The organism is Streptomyces sp. SCSIO ZS0520 (assembly GCF_025643355.1).
GTDB classification, from domain to species: Bacteria; Actinomycetota; Actinomycetes; order Streptomycetales; family Streptomycetaceae; genus Streptomyces; species Streptomyces physcomitrii.
Genome location: NZ_CP092644.1, coordinates 2,081,669 through 2,102,163, shown reverse-complemented (window position 1 = coordinate 2,102,163; position 20,495 = coordinate 2,081,669). Strand labels below are relative to the sequence as shown.

20 protein-coding genes are annotated in these 20,495 nt (G+C 71.7%); 12 read left to right on the top strand and 8 right to left on the bottom strand.

All coding sequences use genetic code 11. The annotated features are described in order from the left end of the window. Positions 1–9: 9 nt before the first annotated feature. Entirely contained in the window at positions 10–450 is a 441-nt protein-coding gene (mce, locus tag MID12_RS07550) for a methylmalonyl-CoA epimerase (RefSeq protein WP_040248242.1), read from the bottom strand. A gap of 135 nt (positions 451–585) precedes the next feature. Here mce and MID12_RS07545 point away from each other — a divergent pair, with 135 nt between their 5' ends. Together MID12_RS07545 and meaB are read left to right on the top strand one after the other, a co-directional pair. Beyond that, complete coding sequence (locus MID12_RS07545; protein ID WP_263165557.1) at positions 586–1,788, top strand: acetyl-CoA C-acetyltransferase; 1,203 nt, start codon at positions 586–588, stop codon at positions 1,786–1,788. 144 nt (positions 1,789–1,932) lie between these two features. Further along, the gene (gene meaB, locus MID12_RS07540; RefSeq protein WP_263165556.1) at positions 1,933–2,889 is read left to right on the top strand and encodes a methylmalonyl Co-A mutase-associated GTPase MeaB; all 957 of its coding nucleotides are present in this window, start codon (positions 1,933–1,935) and stop codon (positions 2,887–2,889) included. Positions 2,890–3,022: 133 nt separating this feature from the next. On the opposite strand, the gene MID12_RS07535 is transcribed toward meaB, so the two are convergent. Continuing rightward, complete coding sequence (locus MID12_RS07535; protein WP_263165554.1) at positions 3,023–3,556, bottom strand: PepSY domain-containing protein; 534 nt, start codon at positions 3,554–3,556, stop codon at positions 3,023–3,025. 161 nt (positions 3,557–3,717) lie between these two features. On the opposite strand from MID12_RS07535, the gene MID12_RS07530 reads away from it, so the two are divergent. Together MID12_RS07530 and MID12_RS07525 are read left to right on the top strand one after the other, a co-directional pair. Then, complete coding sequence (locus MID12_RS07530; RefSeq protein ID WP_040248232.1) at positions 3,718–4,383, top strand: response regulator transcription factor; 666 nt, start codon at positions 3,718–3,720, stop codon at positions 4,381–4,383. Beyond that, on the top strand, positions 4,380–6,038 hold the full coding sequence (locus tag MID12_RS07525) for a sensor histidine kinase (protein ID WP_263165552.1): 1,659 nt from the start codon (positions 4,380–4,382) through the stop codon (positions 6,036–6,038). The genes MID12_RS07530 and MID12_RS07525 overlap by 4 nt, the downstream gene beginning before the upstream one ends. Positions 6,039–6,268: 230 nt before the next feature. Here the strand turns inward: MID12_RS07525 and MID12_RS07520 are convergent, their stop codons facing one another. From MID12_RS07520 to MID12_RS07505, 4 genes are all read right to left on the bottom strand, one after another. Then, positions 6,269–6,745 carry a MarR family winged helix-turn-helix transcriptional regulator gene (locus tag MID12_RS07520; RefSeq protein ID WP_040248227.1) on the bottom strand — a complete coding sequence of 159 codons (477 nt, stop codon included), beginning with the start codon at positions 6,743–6,745 and terminating at the stop codon, positions 6,269–6,271. 103 nt (positions 6,746–6,848) lie between these two features. Next, positions 6,849–7,601, bottom strand: a complete 753-nt coding sequence (locus tag MID12_RS07515) for an AIM24 family protein (protein WP_052483091.1) — start codon at positions 7,599–7,601, stop codon at positions 6,849–6,851. A 55-nt stretch (positions 7,602–7,656) separates the two neighbouring features. Next, positions 7,657–8,307 carry an AIM24 family protein gene (locus MID12_RS07510; RefSeq protein WP_040248222.1) on the bottom strand — a complete coding sequence of 217 codons (651 nt, stop codon included), beginning with the start codon at positions 8,305–8,307 and terminating at the stop codon, positions 7,657–7,659. Beyond that, positions 8,307–8,945 (bottom strand): AIM24 family protein, encoded by a 639-nt coding sequence (locus MID12_RS07505; RefSeq protein ID WP_078844809.1) that lies wholly within the window; start codon positions 8,943–8,945, stop codon positions 8,307–8,309. Before MID12_RS07505 ends, MID12_RS07510 begins: the two co-directional genes overlap by 1 nt. A gap of 192 nt (positions 8,946–9,137) precedes the next feature. Between MID12_RS07505 and MID12_RS07500 the strand changes: the two genes are divergently transcribed. The 4 genes from MID12_RS07500 (at position 9,138) to MID12_RS07485 (ending at position 13,642) form a co-directional block, all read left to right on the top strand. After that, positions 9,138–9,488 (top strand): DUF3817 domain-containing protein, encoded by a 351-nt coding sequence (locus tag MID12_RS07500; RefSeq protein WP_040248217.1) that lies wholly within the window; start codon positions 9,138–9,140, stop codon positions 9,486–9,488. After that, complete coding sequence (locus tag MID12_RS07495) at positions 9,485–9,781, top strand: MTH1187 family thiamine-binding protein (protein WP_040248215.1); 297 nt, start codon at positions 9,485–9,487, stop codon at positions 9,779–9,781. The genes MID12_RS07500 and MID12_RS07495 overlap by 4 nt, the downstream gene beginning before the upstream one ends. Before the next feature lie 144 nt (positions 9,782–9,925). Continuing rightward, positions 9,926–11,713, top strand: a complete 1,788-nt coding sequence (locus MID12_RS07490; protein WP_263165551.1) for a cellulose synthase catalytic subunit — start codon at positions 9,926–9,928, stop codon at positions 11,711–11,713. A gap of 3 nt (positions 11,714–11,716) precedes the next feature. After that, positions 11,717–13,642 (top strand): kelch motif-containing protein, encoded by a 1,926-nt coding sequence (locus MID12_RS07485; RefSeq protein ID WP_263165550.1) that lies wholly within the window; start codon positions 11,717–11,719, stop codon positions 13,640–13,642. A gap of 250 nt (positions 13,643–13,892) precedes the next feature. Here MID12_RS07485 and MID12_RS07480 read toward each other — a convergent pair whose 3' ends face one another. Continuing rightward, the gene (locus MID12_RS07480; RefSeq protein ID WP_263165548.1) at positions 13,893–14,894 is read right to left on the bottom strand and encodes a glycoside hydrolase family 6 protein; all 1,002 of its coding nucleotides are present in this window, start codon (positions 14,892–14,894) and stop codon (positions 13,893–13,895) included. A 159-nt stretch (positions 14,895–15,053) separates the two neighbouring features. Between MID12_RS07480 and MID12_RS07475 the strand changes: the two genes are divergently transcribed. The 3 genes from MID12_RS07475 to MID12_RS07465 all read left to right on the top strand — a co-directional run bounded on the left by MID12_RS07475 (position 15,054) and on the right by MID12_RS07465 (position 17,900). Beyond that, positions 15,054–15,563 (top strand): MarR family winged helix-turn-helix transcriptional regulator, encoded by a 510-nt coding sequence (locus tag MID12_RS07475; protein ID WP_040248204.1) that lies wholly within the window; start codon positions 15,054–15,056, stop codon positions 15,561–15,563. 88 nt (positions 15,564–15,651) lie between these two features. After that, positions 15,652–15,990 carry a DUF3817 domain-containing protein gene (locus MID12_RS07470; protein ID WP_040248202.1) on the top strand — a complete coding sequence of 113 codons (339 nt, stop codon included), beginning with the start codon at positions 15,652–15,654 and terminating at the stop codon, positions 15,988–15,990. A 209-nt stretch (positions 15,991–16,199) separates the two neighbouring features. Next, a complete protein-coding gene (locus MID12_RS07465) occupies positions 16,200–17,900 on the top strand; it encodes a methylmalonyl-CoA mutase (RefSeq protein WP_040248199.1) in 1,701 nt (566 codons plus the stop codon). Positions 17,901–18,027: 127 nt separating this feature from the next. Here the strand turns inward: MID12_RS07465 and MID12_RS07460 are convergent, their stop codons facing one another. Beyond that, on the bottom strand, positions 18,028–18,666 hold the full coding sequence (locus tag MID12_RS07460; RefSeq protein WP_040248196.1) for a TetR/AcrR family transcriptional regulator: 639 nt from the start codon (positions 18,664–18,666) through the stop codon (positions 18,028–18,030). Between the two features lie 402 nt (positions 18,667–19,068). On the opposite strand from MID12_RS07460, the gene MID12_RS07455 reads away from it, so the two are divergent. After that, positions 19,069–20,037 carry a tetratricopeptide repeat protein gene (locus MID12_RS07455; protein WP_263165545.1) on the top strand — a complete coding sequence of 323 codons (969 nt, stop codon included), beginning with the start codon at positions 19,069–19,071 and terminating at the stop codon, positions 20,035–20,037. Positions 20,038–20,495 lie beyond the last annotated feature (458 nt).

Genomic DNA, 20,495 nt, shown 5'->3' with positions numbered 1-20,495 from the left:
GGGCGGTGGTCAGTGCTCCGAGCTCTCCGGGGGTGCGGAGGTGACGAGTTCGGTCAGCACGCCGCCGCAGTCCTTGGGGTGCAGGAAGGTGATCCGGGAGCCCATCGAGCCGATCCGCGGCTCCGGGTAGAGCACCCGTACGCCCTTGTCCTTGATGTCGGCGGCGTCCGCGTCCACGTCGGCGGTGCCGAAGGCGATGTGGTGGACGCCCTCGCCGTTCTTCGCCAGCCACTTGGCCACCGTGGAGTCCTCCCGCACCGGCTCCAGGAGCTGGAGGTACGAGGCGCCCCCGTCGTCCGTGGAGTTGATCTTGAGCATGGCCTCCCGGACGCCCTGCTCCTCGTTGACCTCGGAGTGGTACACCTCGAAGCCGTAGGTGGCACGGTAGAACTCAACGGTCTTGTCGAGATCGAAGCAGGCGATCCCGATGTGGTCGATTCTCGTCAGCATGACCTCAGTGCAACGTCACAGGGGGTGATTACGCAACGTGCGCGCGATCACACTTCGGCACCGATGACGCGGCACTTACCGCTCAGTACATTCAGGTAAACCCTCGTTCACTCCTCATCCAAGGAGCCGTGCCTGATGTCAGGAACGACCGGAACAACCTCGGTGATCGTCGCCGGCGCCCGTACGCCCATGGGGAGGATGCTGGGCTCCCTCGCCTCCTTCTCCGCCGCCGACCTCGGCGGCTTCGCCATCAAGGCCGCCCTGGACCGGGCCGGGATCGCCGGGGACCAGGTGGAGTACGTGATCATGGGGCAGGTGCTCCAGGCCGGAGCGGGCCAGCTCCCGGCCCGGCAGGCCGCCGTCAAGGCCGGCATCCCGATGAACGTCCCCTCCCTCACCATCAACAAGGTCTGCCTCTCGGGCCTCGACGCCATCGCCCTCGCCGACCAGCTCATCCGCGCGGGTGAGTTCGACGTCGTGGTGGCGGGCGGCCAGGAGTCGATGACCAACGCCCCGCACGTGCTCCCGAAGGCCCGCCAGGGCTACAAGTACGGCGCCGTCGAGGTCCTGGACCACATGGACCACGACGGCCTCACCGACGCCTACGACAAGATCCCGATGGGCGCCTCCACCGAGCGGCACAACACCCGCCTCGGCATCGGCCGCGCCGAGCAGGACGAGATCGCCGCCCTCTCCCACCAGCGCGCCGCCGCCGCGCAGAAGAACGGCGTCTTCGACGCGGAGATCACCCCCGTCGAGGTCCCGCAGCGCAAGGGCGACCCGATCCTCTTCAGCAAGGACGAGGGGGTCCGCGCCGACACCACCGTCGAGGGCCTCGCCAAGCTCCGCCCGGCCTTCGACAAGGGCGGCACCATCACCGCGGGCACCGCCTCGCAGATCTCCGACGGCGCCGCCGCGGTGGTCGTGATGAGCAAGGCCAAGGCCGAGGAACTGGGCCTGGAGTGGCTGGCCGAGATCGGCGCGCACGGCAATGTCGCGGGCCCGGACAACTCGCTCCAGTCGCAGCCCGCCAACGCGATCAAGCAGGCGGTGAAGAAGGAGGGCATCGCGGTCGGGGACCTGGACCTGATCGAGGCCAACGAGGCCTTCGCCGCGGTGGTCCACCAGTCCACCAAGGAACTCGGCGTCTCCTCCGACATCGTCAACGTCAACGGCGGCGCCATCGCCCTCGGCCACCCGATCGGCATGTCCGGCGCCCGCCTCGTCCTCTCCCTCGCCCTGGAGCTCAAGCGGCGCGGCGGCGGTACCGGCGCGGCCTCCCTCTGCGGCGGCGGCGGCCAGGGCGACGCCCTGATCATCCGCGTCCCCAAGGCCTGAGCGAGTCTGAGCAAGGCCTGAGCACGACCCGGCGGGGCCCGGGCGGATCCGAGCAGCATCCGCCCGGGCCCCACCGGTCGCGATTCCACGGGCGCCCACCGGTCTGGGACCCTTGTGGGCACACACTGAGCGAACGGAGCTGTGATGCAGGACGTCTCCTCTCTGGTTGACGAGGCCAGGAAGGGCAAGCCGCGTGCCGTGGCCCGGCTGATCTCCCTGGTGGAGGGCGCGTCCCCGCAGCTGCGCGAGGTGATGGCCGCACTGGCCCCGCTCACCGGCAAGGCGTACGTCGTCGGCCTCACCGGCTCCCCCGGGGTGGGCAAGTCCACCTCCACCTCGGCGCTGGTGAGCGCCTACCGCAAGCAGGACAAGCGGGTCGGCGTCCTGGCCGTCGACCCCTCCTCGCCCTTCTCCGGCGGCGCCCTGCTCGGCGACCGGGTCCGGATGTCCGACCACGCCTCCGACCCCGGCGTCTACATCCGCTCGATGGCCACCCGCGGCCACCTCGGCGGGCTCGCCTGGGCGGCCCCGCAGGCCATCCGGGTCCTGGACGCCGCGGGCTGCGACGTGATCCTGGTGGAGACCGTCGGCGTCGGCCAGTCCGAGGTGGAGATCGCCTCCCAGGCCGACACCAGCGTGGTGCTGCTCGCCCCCGGCATGGGCGACGGCATCCAGGCCGCCAAGGCGGGCATCCTGGAGATCGGCGACGTCTACGTGGTCAACAAGGCCGACCGGGACGGCGCCGACGCCACCGCCCGCGAACTGAACCACATGCTCGGCCTCGGCGAATCCCGCGGCCCCGGCGACTGGCGCCCCCCGATCGTGAAGACGGTCGCCGCCCGCGCCCAGGGCATCGACGAGGTCGTCGAAGCCCTGGAGAAGCACCGCGCCTGGATGGAGGAGCGCGACATCCTCGCCGAACGCCGCCGCCGCCGCGCCGCCCGCGAGGTCGAGACCATCGCCGTCACCGCCCTCCGCGAACGCATCGGCGACCTCCACGGCGACAAGCGCCTCGGCGCCCTCGCGGACCGGGTGGTCCAGGGGACGCTGGACCCGTACCGGGCGGCGGACGAGCTGGTGGCGGAGTTGACGGAGGGGTAGCCGCGGACCGGCCCCGTCACGTACGCGACCGGGCCCTGACCCCGAACACACCGCGCCCCGACCCCAGTTGACCGAGATCAACGGGGGCGGGGCGCGGTGCCGTGCGGCGGGGGAGACTCAGCGAAGAGCGATGTCAGTCGTCGTCGTTGGCGTCGTCCTTCGCGTCGTCGCGGTCGTCGTTCACGTCGTCGTCGTGACCGGCCTTGTCGTCCCGGTCCTCACGGTCGTCGCGGTCGTCCGCCTTCTCGTCGCGGTCGTCCCGGTCGTCGCGGTCGCCCCCGTCGTCGTCGCGGTCGTCCGCCCGGTCGTCGCCGTTCCGGTCGTCGTCGGCGTCCCGGTCGACGGTGACCTTGCCGGTGGTGCCGTCCACCTTCCAGTCGCGCTCGGCGCCCTCGGCGTTGGTCGTCTCGACCTCCCAGACGGCCTTGCCCGCTTCCTCGTCGAGTTCGACGGCGGTGACCCTGCCCCGGTCGGCGAGGGCGGCCGCGGCCTCCTCGGCGTCGACGCGGGTCTCGGCGGCGGGGCGCTGGTCGTCGTGGACCGCGACGGTGGACGTGGCGGAGCCCGCGCCGCTGCCGCTGTCGCCGCCGCCCACGGCGAAGGCGGTGGCCGTACCGCCCGCGATCAGTGCGGCGGTGGCGGTGGCGACGACGAGCTTGCGCTTCATGGGCATGGAATCCTCCAGGTCTCGGGCCGGTGTCCGGCCGCGGTGGCTTCGCTGCGGCCGGTTGTCGTCCCGGCCACGGACACCACAGTCCCGGGGCGACGCTGAAGGCAGCCTGAAGGAAGCTGAAGGGTTCTTCAGGTCCCGTTTGGGAGGCTGGGCGCATGCGCCTGTTGATCGTGGAGGACGAGCAGCGCCTCGCCCGCTCCCTGGCCGCCGGACTCACCGCCGAGGGCTACGCGGTGGACGTGTCCCATGACGGCCGCGAGGGACTGCACCTCGCCTCCGAGGGGACGTACGACCTGCTGATCCTCGACATCATGCTCCCCGGCATGAACGGCTACCGGGTCTGCGCCGCCCTGCGCGCCGCCGGGCACGAGCTGCCGATCCTGATGCTGACCGCGAAGGACGGCGAGTACGACGAGGCCGAGGGGCTGGACACCGGGGCCGACGACTACCTCACCAAGCCCTTCTCGTACGTGGTGCTGCTCGCCCGGGTGAAGGCCCTGCTGCGGCGGCACGCCGCGGCCGGGCGCTCCCCGGTGCACCGGCTCGGCGGCCTGACCGTCGACACCGCGGCCCGCCGGGTCTGGCGCGAGGAGGAGGAAGTACCGCTCACCGCGAAGGAGTTCGCGGTACTGGAGCAGTTCGTGCTGCGCCCCGGCGAGGTGGTCTCGAAGGCGGAGATCCTGGAGCACGTCTGGGACTTCGCCTACGAGGGCGACCCGAACATCGTCGAGGTCTACATCAGCACCCTGCGCCGCAAACTCGGCGCCGCCCTCCTCGTCACCGTCCGCGGCGCCGGGTACCGGCTGGAGGCGGGCCGATGAGACGCCCCTTCGCCTCCGTACGCGCCCGGGCCACCCTCGCCGCGACCCTGGTGGTCGCGGTCGCCCTGGTGCTCGCGGGCTTCACCGTGCTGACCGCGCTGCGCTCCAGCCTCTCGGCCGAGGCGGGCAACCGGGCCGAGTCCGCCGCGCGCGACGTGGCCGCCCAGCTCGCCGGGGGCCGGGCACCCGGCAAGCTCGAACTGCCCGACGCGGAGGACAGCCCCGTACAGGTGGTGGACGAGGACGGACGGCTGCTCGCCGCCGACGAGGACCTGGAGGCGGTGACCGGGACCGGCACGAGGGACGTACGCCCGCCCCGTGCGAGCGGACCACCCACGAGCGGATCGTCGCCTACGAGCGGTTCGTCGCCCACGGGGTCGCCTGCGGGCGGATCGCCGCAGCCGGAGCGGACCGGGGAGGGAAGCGGTGGGGACGACGGCCGGGAGGAGGCCGAGGAGCCGGACGACGACTCCGAGTCCGGGTCTGACTCCGGGTCTGACTCTGACTCCGGGTCCGAGTCGGACTCCGATGACGGGGACGACGACAGCGACGGCGATCGCGACAGCGACAGCGATGACGACGGCTGGCGCGGCCGGCCCGGGGAGATCGACTCGGAGGCGGGGCGGGCCGAGGGCAGCGCCACCGTCGACGGGGAGACGTCCGCGTACCGCTTCGCCGTGGTGCACCTCGCGCTGCCCTCGGGCGAGCAGGCCACCGTGTACGCCGGGGCCTCCCTGGACGCCGAACGCGACGCGAACCGCACCGCCCTGACCGTGATGCTGATCGGGCTGCCGGTGCTGCTGCTCGTGGTGGGCGGGGTGACCTGGCTGGTGACCGGGCGGGCGCTGCGGCCCGTGGAGGGGATCCGCCGCGAGATGGCCGCCATCACCGCCTCGGAGGATCTGCGGCGCCGGGTGCCGGAGCCCGCCACCCACGACGAGATCGCCCGGCTCGCCGCGACCACCAACGAGACGCTGACCGCCCTGGAGTCCTCGGTGGAGCGCCAGCGCCGCTTCGTCGCGGACGCCTCGCACGAGCTGCGCAGCCCCATCGCCTCGCTGCGCACCCAGCTCGAAGTCGCCGCCGCCCACCCGCAGTTGCTCGACCTGGACGGCGCGGTCGCGGACACCGTACGGCTGGAGCAGCTCGCCGCCGACCTGCTGCTCCTGGCCCGCCTGGACGCGGGGGAGCGGCCCGCCGGTACACGGTTCGACCTCGGTGAGCTGGTGGCCCGTACGGTGGCCGAGCGGCGGCCGGGGCGGGTGCGGGTGCGCACGGAGATCGAGGGTGCTCAAGTGACCGGCTCCCGGGGGCAGTTGGCGCGGGTGCTCGGCAACCTCCTGGACAACGCCGAGCGGCACGCGGCCGCCGGGGTTCTGGTGGCGGTACGGGCCGAACCGGGTGCGGCGGTCCTCGAGGTCTCCGACGACGGCGCCGGGGTGCCCGAGGCGGACCGCGAACGCGTCTTCGCCCGCTTCGTCCGCCTCGACGAGGCCCGCACCCGCGACGAGGGCGGCGCCGGACTCGGCCTCGCCATCGCCCGCGATGTGGCCGAACGGCACGGCGGGACGCTGGAGTTGGGGGAGGGGCCGGAGGGCGGGGCGCGGTTCGTGCTGCGGATCCCGGAGGGGGACGGAACGGCAGACGAGAGGTGACAGGCGGCAGGCGGCAGGTGACAAGTGGCAGCTGACAGATTGTGGGCGGACAGATAACAGATATCGATATCTGTCCGCCCACAATCTGTCAGCCGTCAGCCGTCAGCCGTCAGCCGTCAGCCGTCAGCCGCCGGGCCGCCCGGCAACCGACGAGCCCACGAGCCCACGAACCCACAGAGCCCTAGAACCCACCGACCCCGCAGAGCCCACCAGCCCCGCCCAGGGCCCCCTCACCCCCGAGCCCGCCGCTCCCGCAGATGCTCCGCGACCGGATCCAGCGAGGTCTTCAGGGCGTCCAGTGCCTCCGGGCTCATCAGGTCGATGAAGTTCTTGCGTACCGAGTCGACGTGGTACGGGGCCACCTTGTGCATGGTCTCGCGGCCGGTGTCGGTGAGGGCGGCGTACAGGCCGCGGCGGTCGGACTCGCAGGACTCGCGGCGTACCAGGCCCGCGTTCTCCATGCGGGTGATCTGGTGCGAGAGGCGGCTCTTGGACTGGAGGGTGGCCGCGGCGAGGTCGCTCATCCGCATCCGCTGCTCCTCGGACTCGGAGAGGTTGACCAGGATCTCGTAGTCGTTCAGCGTGAGGCCGAAGGGCTGGAGGTCCTTTTCGAGCTGGTAGCTGAGCAGCCTGTTGACCTCCAGGTGGGTGCGCCAGGCGCACTGCTCCTTTTCGGTCAGCCAACGGGTGGCCGTGTCGGTCTCCATGAACTCGATTCTACCTAAGAAGTTGAAAATCCAACGAGTGGGGGCGGTGGCTCGGATGGTGACCCTGCGCACATGTTCGAGGTCACACTCCGGAGACTACCGTTCACAGCCCGAAGCGACGCTGGAGGTCCCCGAGTTGACCGGGAAGCCTCGGTGATCCCGATTGCGGTCCGCCGGCCGACGGAGCGTGACCGCCGGGCACCCCGGCCTCCTGCGGGACGGCGCCCGTCGGCTGTTCCGGGGGCAGCGTCTCGGAGGACTGCAGCAGTACGGTCCCCGCGCCGGTGAACTCGAACTGGTGCTCCTCGCCGGAGGCCCCGCCGAGCCCCGTCAGCGCCCGGATCCCGCCCAGTACGCCGGTCATATAGGCGTGGTCGTAGTGGTGGCAGGGGGAGGGGCAGTCGGCCCAGCCGACCAGGGCCTGCGGGTCGACGCGCAGCGGCGGCTCCATGAAGACCACCGGGCCGTTGGAGGCCGCTACGAACTTGCCGGTGCCCAGCAGGGTGAGGAAGCCGGGCACAATCGACTGCTTCAGTGCGAGAGTTGGCTGAAAAGCGAGCAGGTTGCCCGCGCGGACCGTGAGGTTGCCGTCCTCCAGGTCGAAGGAGTTGACGTCGAAGGCCCGGTCGGCGAGGAGCATCTTGCCCTGGCCCTGGGCGACCACCCAGTCGGCGGCGTGCAGCGGCGAGTGGAAGCTGGTGCGCAGCAGGCGGTCCAGGCTCCCGTGGCCGACGCCGTTGAAGTCGATCGAGCCGTAGTAGGCGATCATCTTGCCCTTCTGCAGGAACCACTGGCTCCCCTTGAGTTCCACGCAGAAGGTGTAGGAGTTGACGTTGTCGTCCGCGGGCAGCGTCATCGGGTCGTGGACGGCCGGGCCCGGGGCACCGCTCTGGTTCGTCTGGTTCACGGCTTCACAGCTTCTCTTCGGATGCCTGGACGTACACACTGCCGCTGCCGCTCAGCTCCAGCTGGAAGGCCTCGCCGGAGCCGCGGCCCACCATGTCCCGCCAGCCGAGGGCGGCCGAGAGCTTGTTGCGCACGTCCCCGTGGTGGGCGACGTAGGCCTGCGGGTCGACATGGACGGGGCGCCCCGGGGTGAGCGGGACCTCGATCACCCCGCCGTGCGCCATCACCGCGACCGCGCCGTGGCCCTTGAGGGTGGTGGTGAACAGGCCCTGCCCGGTGACCTGCCCGCGCACCATGCCCATCACCCCGCCCTGCGAGCCCAGGAACATCGTGCCCTGCTCCAGGGTGCCGTCGAAGGCGAGCAGCCGGTCCGCCTCGACGTGCAGGGTGTCGCCGCCGAGCTCGATCACCTGGACGTGGTGGCCGCCGTGGCCGAACAGCACGGTGCCGCTGCCGTCCACGGTCATCAGGGGCGCCGCCTCGCCCGCGACCCGGCGGCCGATCATGGACATCACCCCGCCCTGGCCGCCGGTGCTGTTGGGGGTGAAGCTCACCTCGCCCCGGTAGGCGAGCATCGCGCCGCGCTGGGCGAACAGCCGCCGGCCGGGCTGGAGCTGCGCCTCCACCATCTTGGAGTTGATCTCCCGGAAAGGCATCAGAGGTCCCCCGCGATCGTAGGGCGCTCACTGGGCTGCACGTAGACGAGTCCCTCGCCCTCGAAGCGGATCTGGAAGGCCTCGCCGCCGCCCTCGCCGCGCAGCGTGCGGAAGGTCACCCCGGACTGGAAGCTCTGCCGGACGTTCCCCTGGTGCGCCACGTACGCGCCCGGGTCCACGGTCAGCGGGTACTGGGCGCTCACCCGCAGCACGGTGGCCTGGCCGTCCGACATGATCGCCGCCTGGCCGGTGCCCTCCACGGTGGTGGTGAACAGGCCGTTGCCCTGGGAGGCGCCGCGCAGCCCGGTGAAGGAGGTGCCGGTGCGCAGGCCCGCGTCGGCGCAGAGGAGATTGCTCGACTCCACGTAGAGCGTGTCGCCGTGGAGGCTGACGAGGTTGATCTCGGTGGCCCGGTCGGCGAACCAGCAGGTCCCCTCGCCCTTCACCTCCATCATCTCCATCTGCTCGCCGGTCAGGCGGCGGGTGACCATGCCGCGCAGGCCCTCGCCGCCGCCGGACATCTTCTTGAACGCCATCCGGCCGTCGTAGGCGACCATCGAGCCGTTCTTCGCCTTCACGGCGTCGCCGGTCATGTCGACGGCGAGCACCTTGCTGCCTTGGAGTCGGAACGTTGCCACCCGGGCACGGTATCGGGCCCCGGGCCCGCGCGGACACCCCGGCGCGGGGCATCCGGCCCGGGCTGCGACAATGGTCCGGAAGCTTGTGAGCCCATTCACAAGATCGGCCCCCAGGGGCTCCCGTTCCAGATCAGTGCCAGCGGGACGTGCCGCGCGCGACCGCTGAACAGCCCGCGACCCCGAAGGTTCCCCGTGGACATCAAGACAGCCACCGCACTGCACCGACTGCGCCTGGTCTCCCTCCCCGAGGCGCTGTCCTTCCCCGCCCTGCTGATCTTCGGCTCGCTGCTGAGCCGCATCTCCGACATCGACTTCCTGATGATGCCGCTCGGCCTGCTGCACGGCGTCCTCTTCGTCACCTACGTGGTGCTCCTCGCCGACGTCTGGAACCGCACCAAGTGGCCCCTGAAGAAGGTCGCCGTCTACTTCCTGCTCGCCCTGCCGCCCTTCGGCGGACTGTGGGCGCACCGGATGCTCGGCCGCGAGGAGGAGGCCGGGGTCATCGCCGCCCGGGCCCGCCGCGAAGGTGTCGTGAACCCGTGATCGTCGCCTTCTCCGTCACCCCGCTCGGCGTCGGCGAGGACGTCGGCGCGTATGTCGCCGAGGCGGTGCGGGTGGTCCGCGAGTCCGGGCTGCCGCACCGCACCGACGCCATGTTCACCTCGATCGAGGGCGACTGGGACGAGGTCATGGACGTGGTCAGGCGCGCGGTGGCCGCGGTCGAGGCGCGGGCGCCGCGGGTCTCGCTCGTCCTCAAGGGCGACATCCGGCCCGGTGTCACCGACGGGCTGACCGGCAAGGTGGAGACCGTGGAGCGCTACCTCTCCGGCGGCTGAGGCGGGGACGGCGCGCCTGCCGCGGGCGCCCGTTCCCCCGTTTCCCGCAGGAAATCCCCTCGCACGGACCCCTCCGGTCGACACGTCGTCAGTTCTCCCTTCTTGTGTGGGTATCGGCTTGTTCGCTCACACCCGGGAGGGCTTGTGCCGCCGGAGGGCTACGACTACGAGAGCTACAGCCGGCTTGCCGGGCCGCTGACCCAACCCACCGGCCGCCCGTACCGGGTGCGTTACCGCTCCCTGCTGTCCACCGAGCCGAGACGCCTGCGCGCCGTCGCGCTGATGACGCTGGCCCCGATACTCACCGCGGTGCTGCTCGTCTACCTGGTCTGGCCCTCGCACTGGACCCGGCGGGAGGGCGGCGCCGCCTGGCTGGTCGGCCTCGACATCACCATGCTGGCGGCCATCGGCCTGATCGAGACCTTCATGCTCGTCAACGTGGTCTCGATCGCGCACGCCACGATGGTCGCCCGCGACCCGGTGCCGGTCGTCCCGCAGCCGGGCACCCGGGTCGCCTTCCTCACCACCTTCGTGCCGGGCCGCGAGTCCCTCGCGATGCTGCGCGGCACCCTGGAGGGCGCCGTCCGCGTCCGCCACACCGGCCCGCTGGACGTCTGGCTCCTGGACGAGGGCGACGACGCCCAGGCCAAGGCGCTCTGCGCGGAGCTGGGGGTGCGCCACTTCACCCGGCACGGCGTCCCCGAGTGGAACCGGGAGAGCGGCGCCCACAAGGCCCGCACCAAGCACGGCAACTACAACGCCTGGCTCGCGCTGCACGGCGGCGACTACGAGTTCTTCGCCTCCGTGGACACCGACCACGTCCCGGTGCCGGACTTCCTGGAGCGGATGATGGGCTACTTCCGGGACCCGGACGTCGCCTTCGTGGTCGGCCCGCAGGTCTACGGCAATTACCTCACCCCGGTGACCAAGGCCGCCGAGTCCCAGCAGTTCCTCTTCCACGCGCTGATCCAGCGGGCCGGCAACCGCTACCGCTCGGCCATGTTCGTCGGCACCAACAACGTCGTACGGATCGCGGCGCTGCGCCAGATCGGCGGGCTGCGCGACTCCATCACCGAGGACATGGCCACCGGCTTCGAGCTGCACCGGCAGCGCAACCCGCTGACCGGCCGCCACTGGGAGTCCGTCTACACCCCAGACGTGCTCGCCGTCGGCGAGGGCCCCGCCTCCTGGACCGACTTCTTCACCCAGCAGACCCGCTGGTCGCGCGGCACCTACGAGACCCTGCTCAAGCAGTACCGCAAGGCGCCCCTGTCGATGCCGGGCGGCCGCCTCTTCTCGTACTCCCTGATGCTCGCCTACTACCCGATGGCCGCGGTCAACTGGCTGCTCGGTGTGCTCAGCTGCGTGCTCTTCCTCTGGTTCGGGGCCTCCGGCACCCAGGTCGCCGCCTCGGTCTGGCTGATGCTCTACTCGGACGCCGCGGCGCTCCAGATCGGCCTCTACCTCTGGAACCGGCGGCACAACGTCTCCCCGCACGAACCCCAGGGCTCCGGCGGCCTCGCCGGGATGGCGATGTCCGCGGTCTCGGCGCCGATCTACGCCAAGTCGCTCGCCGAGGCGGTGCTGCGCAGGCCCAGCCGGTTCGTCGTCACCCCCAAGGGGGACGTCAGCCCGGACCGGCTGCTGACCTTCCGGATCCATCTGCTCTGGGCGGGCGTGCTGATCGCCTCGCTGACGGCCTCGGCCCTCCTCGACCACACCCACGCGGCCATGCGCACCTGGGCCGCCCTCGCCACCTGCATCTCGCTGGCCCCGGCCACCGTCTGGGCCTGCGGCGAGTACCGGCGCCGCCGTGCCGTGCGGGCCGCGGGCCGCGCCCGGGTGCCCGAGCCGGAGGCGGCGACCGCGCTCGCCCGGCCGGTCTCCAGCGCCTCCGCCCCGGTGTCCACCAGTACCTCAGGAGGGAACTGAGCCATGGCCTACCAGCCGTCGAAGAAGCTCAAGAAGACGGCCCTCGGGGTCGCCGGGGTCGCGGTGCTCGCCGGGCTCAACGCGCCCGCCGCGCTCGGTTTCGCCGAGGACAAGTACCACGAGTACAAGATCGCGCAGCCCGGTTACCAGGCCCGCTACGGCTCCTGGCAGCAGGTCTCGATCCCTGAGAAGTACCGCACCAACGCCATCCACGCGGCGCTCCTGCACACCGGCAAGGTCCTCATCGTCGCGGGCTCGGGCAACGAGCAGCGCAAGTTCGACGCGGGCTCCTTCGACACCGTGCTCTGGGATCCCGAGAAGAACACGTACAAGAAGATCCCCACCCCGGAGGACTTCTTCTGTGCGGGCCACGCCCAACTGCCCGGCGGGCGGCTGCTGGTGGCGGGCGGCACCGCGCGCTACGAGGCGCTCGACGGCGAGGTCGAGCGGGCCGGCGGCGGCATGCGGGTCAAGAACGAGGACCCGGACAAGGCGGTCACCCTGAAGAAGGGCACCCGCTTCCGCTCGCCCTCCGGCGTCGAGTACGTCAGCCGCTTCGACGTCACCGTGCCGAAGGCGAAGAAGGCGGCGGTCAAGGGCGGCGCCAAGGTGAAGGCCAGCGAGCGCCGGGTGTTCGTGGAGGCGGTCAAGGAGGGCCCCGAGTCGGTCACCGCCCGGCAGGCCCAGTACGAGGTGGTCGGCCTCAAGGGCGGACAGGCGGACGACGTCTACGGGCTCTCCGAGAAGATCACCCTCGCCAAGCAGGACTTCCAGGGCATCAAGGCCGCCTACGAGTTCGACCCGCGGGCCGAGCGGTACATCAAGGTCGACCCGATGCAGAAGGCCCGCTGGTACCCGACCCTGGTCGGCCTGAAGGACGGCAAGGTGCTCGCGGTCTCCGGGCTCGACGACGTCGGCATGATCGACCCCGGCGACAACGAGATCTACGACCCGAAGACCAGGAAGTGGTCCAAGGGCCCCTTCCGCTACTTCCCGACCTACCCCGCCCTCTTCCTCACCAAGGGCGGCAAGCTCTTCTACCCGGCCTCCAACGCCGGGTACGGACCGGCGGACAAGGGCCGCGAGCCGGGGCTGTGGGACCTGGAGAAGAACACCTTCGCCAAGGTGCCGGGGCTCAGCGACAAGGACCAGACGGAGACCTCCTCCTCGCTGCTGCTGCCCCCGGCGCAGGACCAGAAGGTGATGATCCTCGGCGGCGGCGGGGTCGGCGAGTCGAAGAAGTCCACCGCCCGCACCGCCGTGATCGACCTCAGGAAGAAGAACCCGGCCTTCACCGACGGTCCCGCGCTCCCGCAGGGCACGCGCTATCTGAACAGCGTGATCATGCCGGACGACACGGTCTTCACCACCAACGGCTCCAAGGACTACCGGGGCCGCAGCGCCAGCAATATCCACAAGGCGCAGTTCTACGATCCGAAGAAGAACGCCTTCATCCCGGCCGCCGATCCGAAGGTCGGCCGCAACTACCACTCCGAGGCGCTGCTGCTGCCCGACGGCCGGATCGCCACCTTCGGCTCCGACCCGCTCTTCGACGACCAGAAGAACACCAAGCTCGGCCACTTCGAGCAGCGCATGGAGATCTACACCCCGCCCGCGCTGCACCGCTCCGGCGACCGGCGCCCGGTGCTCGGCAGCGGCCCGCGCCGGGTCACCCGCGGCGAGCACGCCAGCTTCGAGACCGCCGACTCCCGGCGGATCGCGCGGGCCCGCCTGATGCGGCCGAGCGCGGTCACCCACACCACCGACGTCGAGCAGCGCTCCCTCGCGCTCGACCTCGAACGGGGCACCGACAAGGTCACGGTGACCGTCCCGCAGGACCGCGCCCTGGTGCCGCCCGGCTGGTACATGCTCTTCGTCACCGACAAGGAGGGCACCCCCTCGGTCGCCAAGTGGGTCGAGGTGCGCTGAGCCGACCGGTACGGGGCCGCCTCCCCCGTACCCCCCGAACCGGGCCGGACCGCGGTGGCAGGGCGTGAGCCGCGGGCCGGACCGGACAGAGACGGGAGGCGGGTGCCGCGCGCACCCGCCTCCCGCCGCGAACCGCCCCCCTCTCTTCGTGAGCTGCCTGGCTCCCGCCGTGAACCGCTCCGTACCTCGCCGCGAACCGCCGCGAACCGCCACGTACTCCGCCGTGAACCGCCCGTCCCCTGCCCGGCGTTCAGGCCGCGCGCCGCGCGAGTCCCAGGGCGTAGTCCGGCCACCAGGTCCCGGCGGCCGGTCCGCCGCGGCAGGCGCCGTCGGACTCGCCGGGCCGCTTGATCCACAGATAGGCGTCGACCAGCGCGTCCCCGGTGGCCGTCGTCGGCGGCCTGCCGAGGGCGCGGCCCGGCGGATTGCACCAGCCCTCGCGGCGGTTGCCGGTCAGCGGCCCGAGGCCGTTGCGGCTGGTGTCGATCACGAAGTGCTTGCCGCCGAGCATCCGGGAGAGCCGGTGGCCGTACTCCCGGTTGACGGCGACGCTCTGGAAGTTGGCGACGTTCAGCGCGAAGCCGTCGGCGCGGCCGATCCCGGCGCTGCGCAGCGGCCCGGCGAGCCGGGCCGGGTCCTTCAGCCAGCCCGGGTTGCCCGCGTCCAGGTAGACCTGGGTGCGCGGCTGCTGCTTGAGCCGGTCGATCGCGGCGCGGAGCAGTTCGTAGCGCTCCCGGTGGTACTGCGGCGGGGTGCAGCCGTCGACGTTGTGGCCCACGGCGTCGGGTTCGAGGACCACCAGGGCCCGGCGGTTCCCGATGCCCTCGGCGAAGGACCAGATCCAGCGCTGGTAGGCGGCGGCGTCCTCGGCACCGCCCGCCGAGTGCTGCCCGCAGTCGCGGTGCGGGATGTGGTACGCGACGAAGACCGCCGTACGGTCCGCCTTCTCCGCCGCCCGGGTGGCCGCCCGGACGGTGGCGCCCGCGTCCTTGCCCGAGGGCCACAGGGCGACGGGCCGCCGGGCGATCCGGCGCAGGGTCGCGGCGTCCTTCCCGCGGCCCTCCCGCTGCCACTGGCGCAGCTGGGCGGCGGCCGGGCTCTTCGGGTCCACCCAGAACGGCGAGTCCGGATCGCCGAGCCCGTCCGGGCCCTGCTCCGCCGAGGCCTTCCCGGTCAGCTCCGAGCAGCCCGCGAGCAGGGGGAGGACACCGAGGGCGGCGAGCAGGGCGGCGGTGCGGATCAGCCGGGACATCAGGACCCCTCGGGCGAGGACGGCAGCAGGGCGGCAATCGTGACATAACAGACTTATCCGTACGGGCCGCGACACCGGCCGCACCCCGCTCCCGGCCGCCGGTACCGCAGTACGAGACACCCCTCATCCGGGCGCGGGCGGGCGGCTAAGGTCCATGGCGTGCCGAAACCGCTCAGCCTCTCCTTCGACCCGATCGCCCGTGCCGACGAGCTCTGGCGGGACCGCTGGGGATCCGCGCCCTCGATGGGCGCGATCACCTCGATCATGCGCGCCCACCAGATCCTGCTCGCCGAGGTCGACGCGGTGGTCAAGCCCTACGGACTGACCTTCGCCCGGTACGAGGCCCTGGTCCTGCTCTCCTTCGCCAAGGCGGGGGAGCTGCCGATGTCGAAGATCGGCGAGCGCCTCATGGTCCACCCGACCTCGGTCACCAACACCGTCGACCGCCTGGTGAGGTCCGGCCTCGTCGACAAGCGGCCCAACCCCAACGACGGCCGCGGCACCCTGGCGAGCATCACCCCCAAGGGCCACGAGGTCGTCGAGGAGGCCACCCGCGACCTGATGGCGATGGACTTCGGTCTCGGCGCCTACGACGAGGAGGAGTGCGCGGAGGTCTTCGCCCTGCTGCGCCCGCTGCGGGTCGCGGCCGGGGACTTCGAGGAGGGCTGAGCGGTCCCGGCCGGGCGAGACGAAGGCCACCCGCCCCGGGGCCGGGGGCCGTGCCGGGGCCCCGCGCGCCCCGGTTAGTCTCGTAGGCATGAAGAAGAGCGTGCTGACCCGCTACCGCGTGATGGCCTACGTCACCGGTGTGCTGCTTGTTCTGCTGACCCTCGGCGTCGTCGCCAAGTACCTGCTCGACATGGACGGCGCCGCGGACTTCACCCGCGTCGTCGGCATCGCGCACGGCTGGCTCTACGTCCTCTACCTGGTCTTCGCCTTCGACCTGGGCTCCAAGGCGAAGTGGCCGGTCGGCAAGCAGCTGTGGGTGCTCCTCGCGGGCACCGTCCCGACCGCGGCCTTCTTCGTCGAGCGCCGGATCAGCGCCGAGCTGGAGCCGAAGCTCGCCGAGGGCGCGACGACGCCCGCACAGGTCTAGGACCCCGCCTCCGCGGCCGGCCCTCTTCCGGTCGGCCGCGACGCGCGCCCGCTGCGGGAAGCCGCCCGCCCTCCCGCTCACGCTCCGTGATCCGCCGACCTCGGAGGCGCCTCCTCCGTACGTGTGGATCTGCCCCTCGGGGGTCTTCCCGGCCATGTCGCACCCGTGAGCCATCGACATTTACTAGGACGTCCTAGTAAATTTGAAGCATGGACGCAGACGCCATTCAGGACGGCCGCCGACGCTGGCAGGCCCGCTACGACTCCGCCAAGAAGCGGGACGCCGACTTCAGCACGCTCTCCGGCGATGAGGTGGAGCCCGCCTACGGCCCCCGGGAGGGCGACAGCTACCAGGGCTTCGAGCGCATCGGCTGGCCCGGCGAGTACCCCTTCACCCGCGGCCTCTACCCGACCGGCTACCGCGGCCGCACCTGGACCATCCGCCAGTTCGCGGGCTTCGGCAACGCCGAGCAGACCAACGAGCGCTACAAGATGATCCTGGAGGCGGGCGGCGGCGGCCTCAGCGTCGCCTTCGACATGCCCACGCTGATGGGCCGCGACTCCGACGACGGGCGCGCCCTCGGCGAGGTCGGCCACTGCGGGGTGGCCATCGACTCGGCCGCCGACATGGAGGTCCTCTTCAAGGACATCCCGCTCGGTGACGTCACCACCTCGATGACCATCAGCGGTCCGGCCGTCCCGGTCTTCTGCATGTACCTGGTCGCCGCCGAACGCCAGGGCATCGACCCCGGCGTCCTCAACGGCACCCTGCAGACGGACATCTTCAAGGAGTACATCGCGCAGAAGGAGTGGCTCTTCCAGCCCGAGCCCCATCTGCGCCTGATCGGCGACCTGATGGAGCACTGCGCCGAGAAGATCCCCGCCTACAAGCCGCTCTCGGTCTCCGGCTACCACATCCGCGAGGCCGGGGCCACGGCCGCCCAGGAGCTGGCGTACACGCTCGCCGACGGCTTCGGCTACGTCGAACTCGGCCTCTCCCGCGGCCTGGACGTGGACGTCTTCGCCCCCGGCCTCTCCTTCTTCTTCGACGCCCATGTCGACTTCTTCGAGGAGATCGCCAAGTTCCGCGCGGCCCGCCGCATCTGGGCCCGCTGGATGAAGGAGGTCTACGGCGCCAAGACCGACAAGGCGCAGTGGCTGCGCTTCCACACCCAGACCGCCGGGGTCTCGCTGACCGCGCAGCAGCCGTACAACAACGTCGTGCGCACCGCGGTGGAGGCGCTCGCGGCGGTGCTCGGCGGCACCAACTCGCTGCACACCAACGCCCTGGACGAGACCCTCGCGCTGCCCAGCGAGCAGGCCGCCGAGATCGCGCTGCGCACCCAGCAGGTGCTGATGGAGGAGACCGGGGTCGCCAACGTCGCGGACCCGCTGGGCGGTTCCTGGTACATCGAGCAGCTCACCGACCGCATCGAGGCCGACGCCGAGAAGATCTTCGACCAGATCAAGGAGCGCGGGCTGCGCGCCCACCCGGACGGCAAGCACCCGATCGGGCCGATCACCTCCGGCATCCTGCGCGGCATCGAGGACGGCTGGTTCACCGGCGAGATCGCCGAGTCCGCCTTCCAGTACCAGCGCGCCCTGGAGAAGGGCGACAAGCGCGTGGTCGGCGTCAACGTCGCCCACGGCTCGGTCACCGGCGACCTGGAGATCCTGCGGGTCAGCCACGAGGTGGAGCGCGAGCAGGTGCGCACCCTCGCCGAGCGCAGGAAGGGCCGCGAGGAGGCCCGGGTGCGGGCGGCCATCGAGGCGATGCTCACGGCCGCCCGGGACGGCTCCAACATGATCGCCCCGATGCTGGAGGCGGTACGCGCCGAGGCCACCCTCGGCGAGATCTGCGACGCGCTCCGCGAGGAGTGGGGCGTGTACACGGAGCCCGCCGGGTTCTGAACGGCGCCCGCGGCGGCGGGACGCGGAGCCGGGCGGCAGCGCCGGGCGCCCGCGACGGGTGACGGGTGACAGGGGCGGGCGGCGGCCGGAAGGCAGCCGCCCGCCCCGCCTTTTGCGGTACGGCCGCCTACGGGGCCGACCGCTCCTGGATGGTCGCGGCGAGGCCGCCGAGCAGCAGGGTGGTCAGGCGCCGGGCCCAGGCGGCGTCGATGGGTTCGGCGCTGACCAGGGTGCGGTGCACCACCGCGCCGGCCACCACGTCGAAGATCAGGTCCGCGGTCGCGGAGGCGGCCTGCTCGTCCTCCTCGACGGGGAGTTCGCCGCGCTGCTGCGCGAGCGCGCGGCCCTGGAGCACCAGGCGCTTCTGCCGGTCCACGATCGAGCTGCGGATGCGGTCGCGCAGCGGCTCGTCGCGGGTGGACTCGGCCACCACCGCCATCAGGGCCGTCCTGGTCTCGGGCCGGTCCAGGAGTGCGGCGAACTGGAGCACCACGCCCTCCACGTCCCCGGCGAGGGTGCCGGAGTCGGGCACCTCCAGCTCGTCGAAGAGGGCGGCCACGGTGTCCACGACGAGTTCGTTCTTGCTGGGCCACCGGCGGTACAGGGTGGTCTTGGCGACCCCGGCGCGGGTGGCGATGTCGCCCATGGAGAGCTTGGACCAGCCCTGCTCGACCAGGGCGTCCCTGGTCGCCTCCAGGATGGCGGCATCGGCGGCGGTGCTGCGCGGACGTCCCGTGCGCGCGGCACCCGGGGTGCGGCTGTGCATGCCGTGACCATATCGGCGGTAGCACCGGGCGCCGTGAGCGAGATCACCCGCGTTCGCCCGGCACCGCCGGGCCGGGCAAGTTACGCTACGACCCGTAGCGTTAGAAAGGTGAGGTCCTCCCTCCCGGACGGCGCGAGCGACAACCACAGGCTTGGGTGGGGACCCGGGCCGCACAGAACTTCATCACTTCATCACCGGCCCGCTCCGGGCCGTCCCTGCGGGGCCCCGCATCCGGCGGCGGCCCCCGGACGGCGGGGCGGGTGACACGCGGCCCGCGCGACGACGCGCGAAGCGGCCGCCCCCGGCGCGGGAAGTCCCTCTTCGGCGGCCGGAACCAGTACATCGGCTGACCAAAAACCGGTGGTTTTCCACAGTCGCGCGCGGAAGGGGGAGGATGTACTCATGCAGCCACGGAACATGTCCATGAGCGGAGTCGTCGACCTCGCCGCGGTGAAGGCGGCCCAGGAGGCCAAGACCAAGGCGGAGCAGGCGCGGGCGCAAGCCGCGAGCCAGGGCGGCGGCGGGGCCGTCGCGCCCTCGGCCCTGGTCGCCGACGTCGACGAAGCCGGCTTCGAACGCGACGTACTGCAGCGTTCCACCGAGGTCCCCGTCGTCATCGACTTCTGGGCCGAGTGGTGCGAACCCTGCAAGCAGCTCAGCCCGCTCCTCGAACGACTCGCCGCCGAGTACAACGGCCGCTTCGTCCTCGCGAAGGTCGACGTCGACGCCAACCAGATGCTGATGCAGCAGTTCGGCGTCCAGGGCATCCCCGCCGTCTTCGCGGTCGTCGCGGGCCAGGCGCTGCCCCTGTTCCAGGGTGCCGCCCCGGAGGCCCAGATCCGCCAGACCCTGGACCAGCTCGTCCAGGTCGCCGAGGAGCGCTTCGGGCTCACCGGGGTGACGGTGACCGAGGGCGCGCCGGAGCCCGCCGAGCACCCGGAGCCCCCGCAGGGCCCGCACGACGCGGCGCTCGGGGCGGCGGTCCAGGCGCTGGACGCCGGGGACTACGCCTCCGCGGTGGGCGCCTACCAGTCGGTGCTCGCCGAGGACCCGGCCAACACCGAGGCCAAGCTCGGCCTCGCGCAGGCCGAACTCCTCCAGCGGGTCCAGGGAGTTGACGCCCAGCAGGTGCGGCAGAAGGCCGCCGAGAATCCCGCGGACCACGAGGCGCAGATCGCCGCCGCGGACCTGGATCTGGTCGGCGGCCATGTCGAGGACGCCTTCGGCAGGCTCATCGAGACCGTCCGCAGGACCGCGGGCGAGGACCGCAACGCGGTACGCCTGAGGCTGCTCGAACTCTTCGAGGTCGTCGGGGCGGACGATCCCCGGGTCTCCGCGGCGCGCACCGCGCTCGCGCGGGTCCTCTTCTGACCTGTTGCTAAACCACGCCCCCCGTGGGGTGGGCGTGAAGATTTGTCGACGCAGAGTCACGGCGGTCGCGCTTTACCAAAACTTGGTAATCCGCGGCCGCCGTTACATGTGGTCAACAAAGCGCGGTGTTAAGTCCGTTCATGTCCTCTCATGTCCGTATGTCAAGGACTCCTCAGTAACACCCAGCGTTGCGATCATGCCTCGTGGAGTCGCGGGCGGGTTATCCAGCCGTTACCAGTGGGTAACGAGACCCCTTGTGCGGGGGCCGAAGATGCACCACGATCGGCCAAGCTCGGTCCATTACCTCGTTGCCCGCAAGCCAGTTGGGAGCGAGGACCACAGTGGGTCCCCACCGAGTGGCCGATGGCAGTGGCGTCGGTCAGGACAGGGGGGTCTCTGCCGTCCGGCGGGGCCTGTCCGAGAGAGGTTGCGCGAAGGCGTGGCCGGTGGTTGTCGCT

Bases quoted from the DNA above. Each gene is read 5' to 3' on its own strand.
- MID12_RS07455 (WP_263165545.1), top strand. From the start codon at position 19,069: ATGCAGCCACGGAACATGTCCATGAGCGGAGTCGTCGACCTCGCCGCG.
- MID12_RS07520 (WP_040248227.1), bottom strand. From the start codon at position 6,745: ATGGAGACCGACACGGCCACCCGTTGGCTGACCGAAAAGGAGCAGTGC.
- MID12_RS07480 (WP_263165548.1), bottom strand. From the start codon at position 14,894: ATGTCCCGGCTGATCCGCACCGCCGCCCTGCTCGCCGCCCTCGGTGTC.
- MID12_RS07510 (WP_040248222.1), bottom strand. From the start codon at position 8,307: ATGCCTTTCCGGGAGATCAACTCCAAGATGGTGGAGGCGCAGCTCCAG.
- MID12_RS07470 (WP_040248202.1), top strand. From the start codon at position 15,652: ATGAAGAAGAGCGTGCTGACCCGCTACCGCGTGATGGCCTACGTCACC.
- MID12_RS07515 (WP_052483091.1), bottom strand. From the start codon at position 7,601: ATGACGCTGCCCGCGGACGACAACGTCAACTCCTACACCTTCTGCGTG.
- MID12_RS07460 (WP_040248196.1), bottom strand. From the start codon at position 18,666: ATGCACAGCCGCACCCCGGGTGCCGCGCGCACGGGACGTCCGCGCAGC.
- MID12_RS07535 (WP_263165554.1), bottom strand. From the start codon at position 3,556: ATGAAGCGCAAGCTCGTCGTCGCCACCGCCACCGCCGCACTGATCGCG.
- MID12_RS07485 (WP_263165550.1), top strand. From the start codon at position 11,717: ATGGCCTACCAGCCGTCGAAGAAGCTCAAGAAGACGGCCCTCGGGGTC.
- MID12_RS07525 (WP_263165552.1), top strand. From the start codon at position 4,380: ATGAGACGCCCCTTCGCCTCCGTACGCGCCCGGGCCACCCTCGCCGCG.
- MID12_RS07530 (WP_040248232.1), top strand. From the start codon at position 3,718: ATGCGCCTGTTGATCGTGGAGGACGAGCAGCGCCTCGCCCGCTCCCTG.
- mce (WP_040248242.1), bottom strand. From the start codon at position 450: ATGCTGACGAGAATCGACCACATCGGGATCGCCTGCTTCGATCTCGAC.
- MID12_RS07465 (WP_040248199.1), top strand. From the start codon at position 16,200: ATGGACGCAGACGCCATTCAGGACGGCCGCCGACGCTGGCAGGCCCGC.
- MID12_RS07545 (WP_263165557.1), top strand. From the start codon at position 586: ATGTCAGGAACGACCGGAACAACCTCGGTGATCGTCGCCGGCGCCCGT.
- meaB (WP_263165556.1), top strand. From the start codon at position 1,933: ATGCAGGACGTCTCCTCTCTGGTTGACGAGGCCAGGAAGGGCAAGCCG.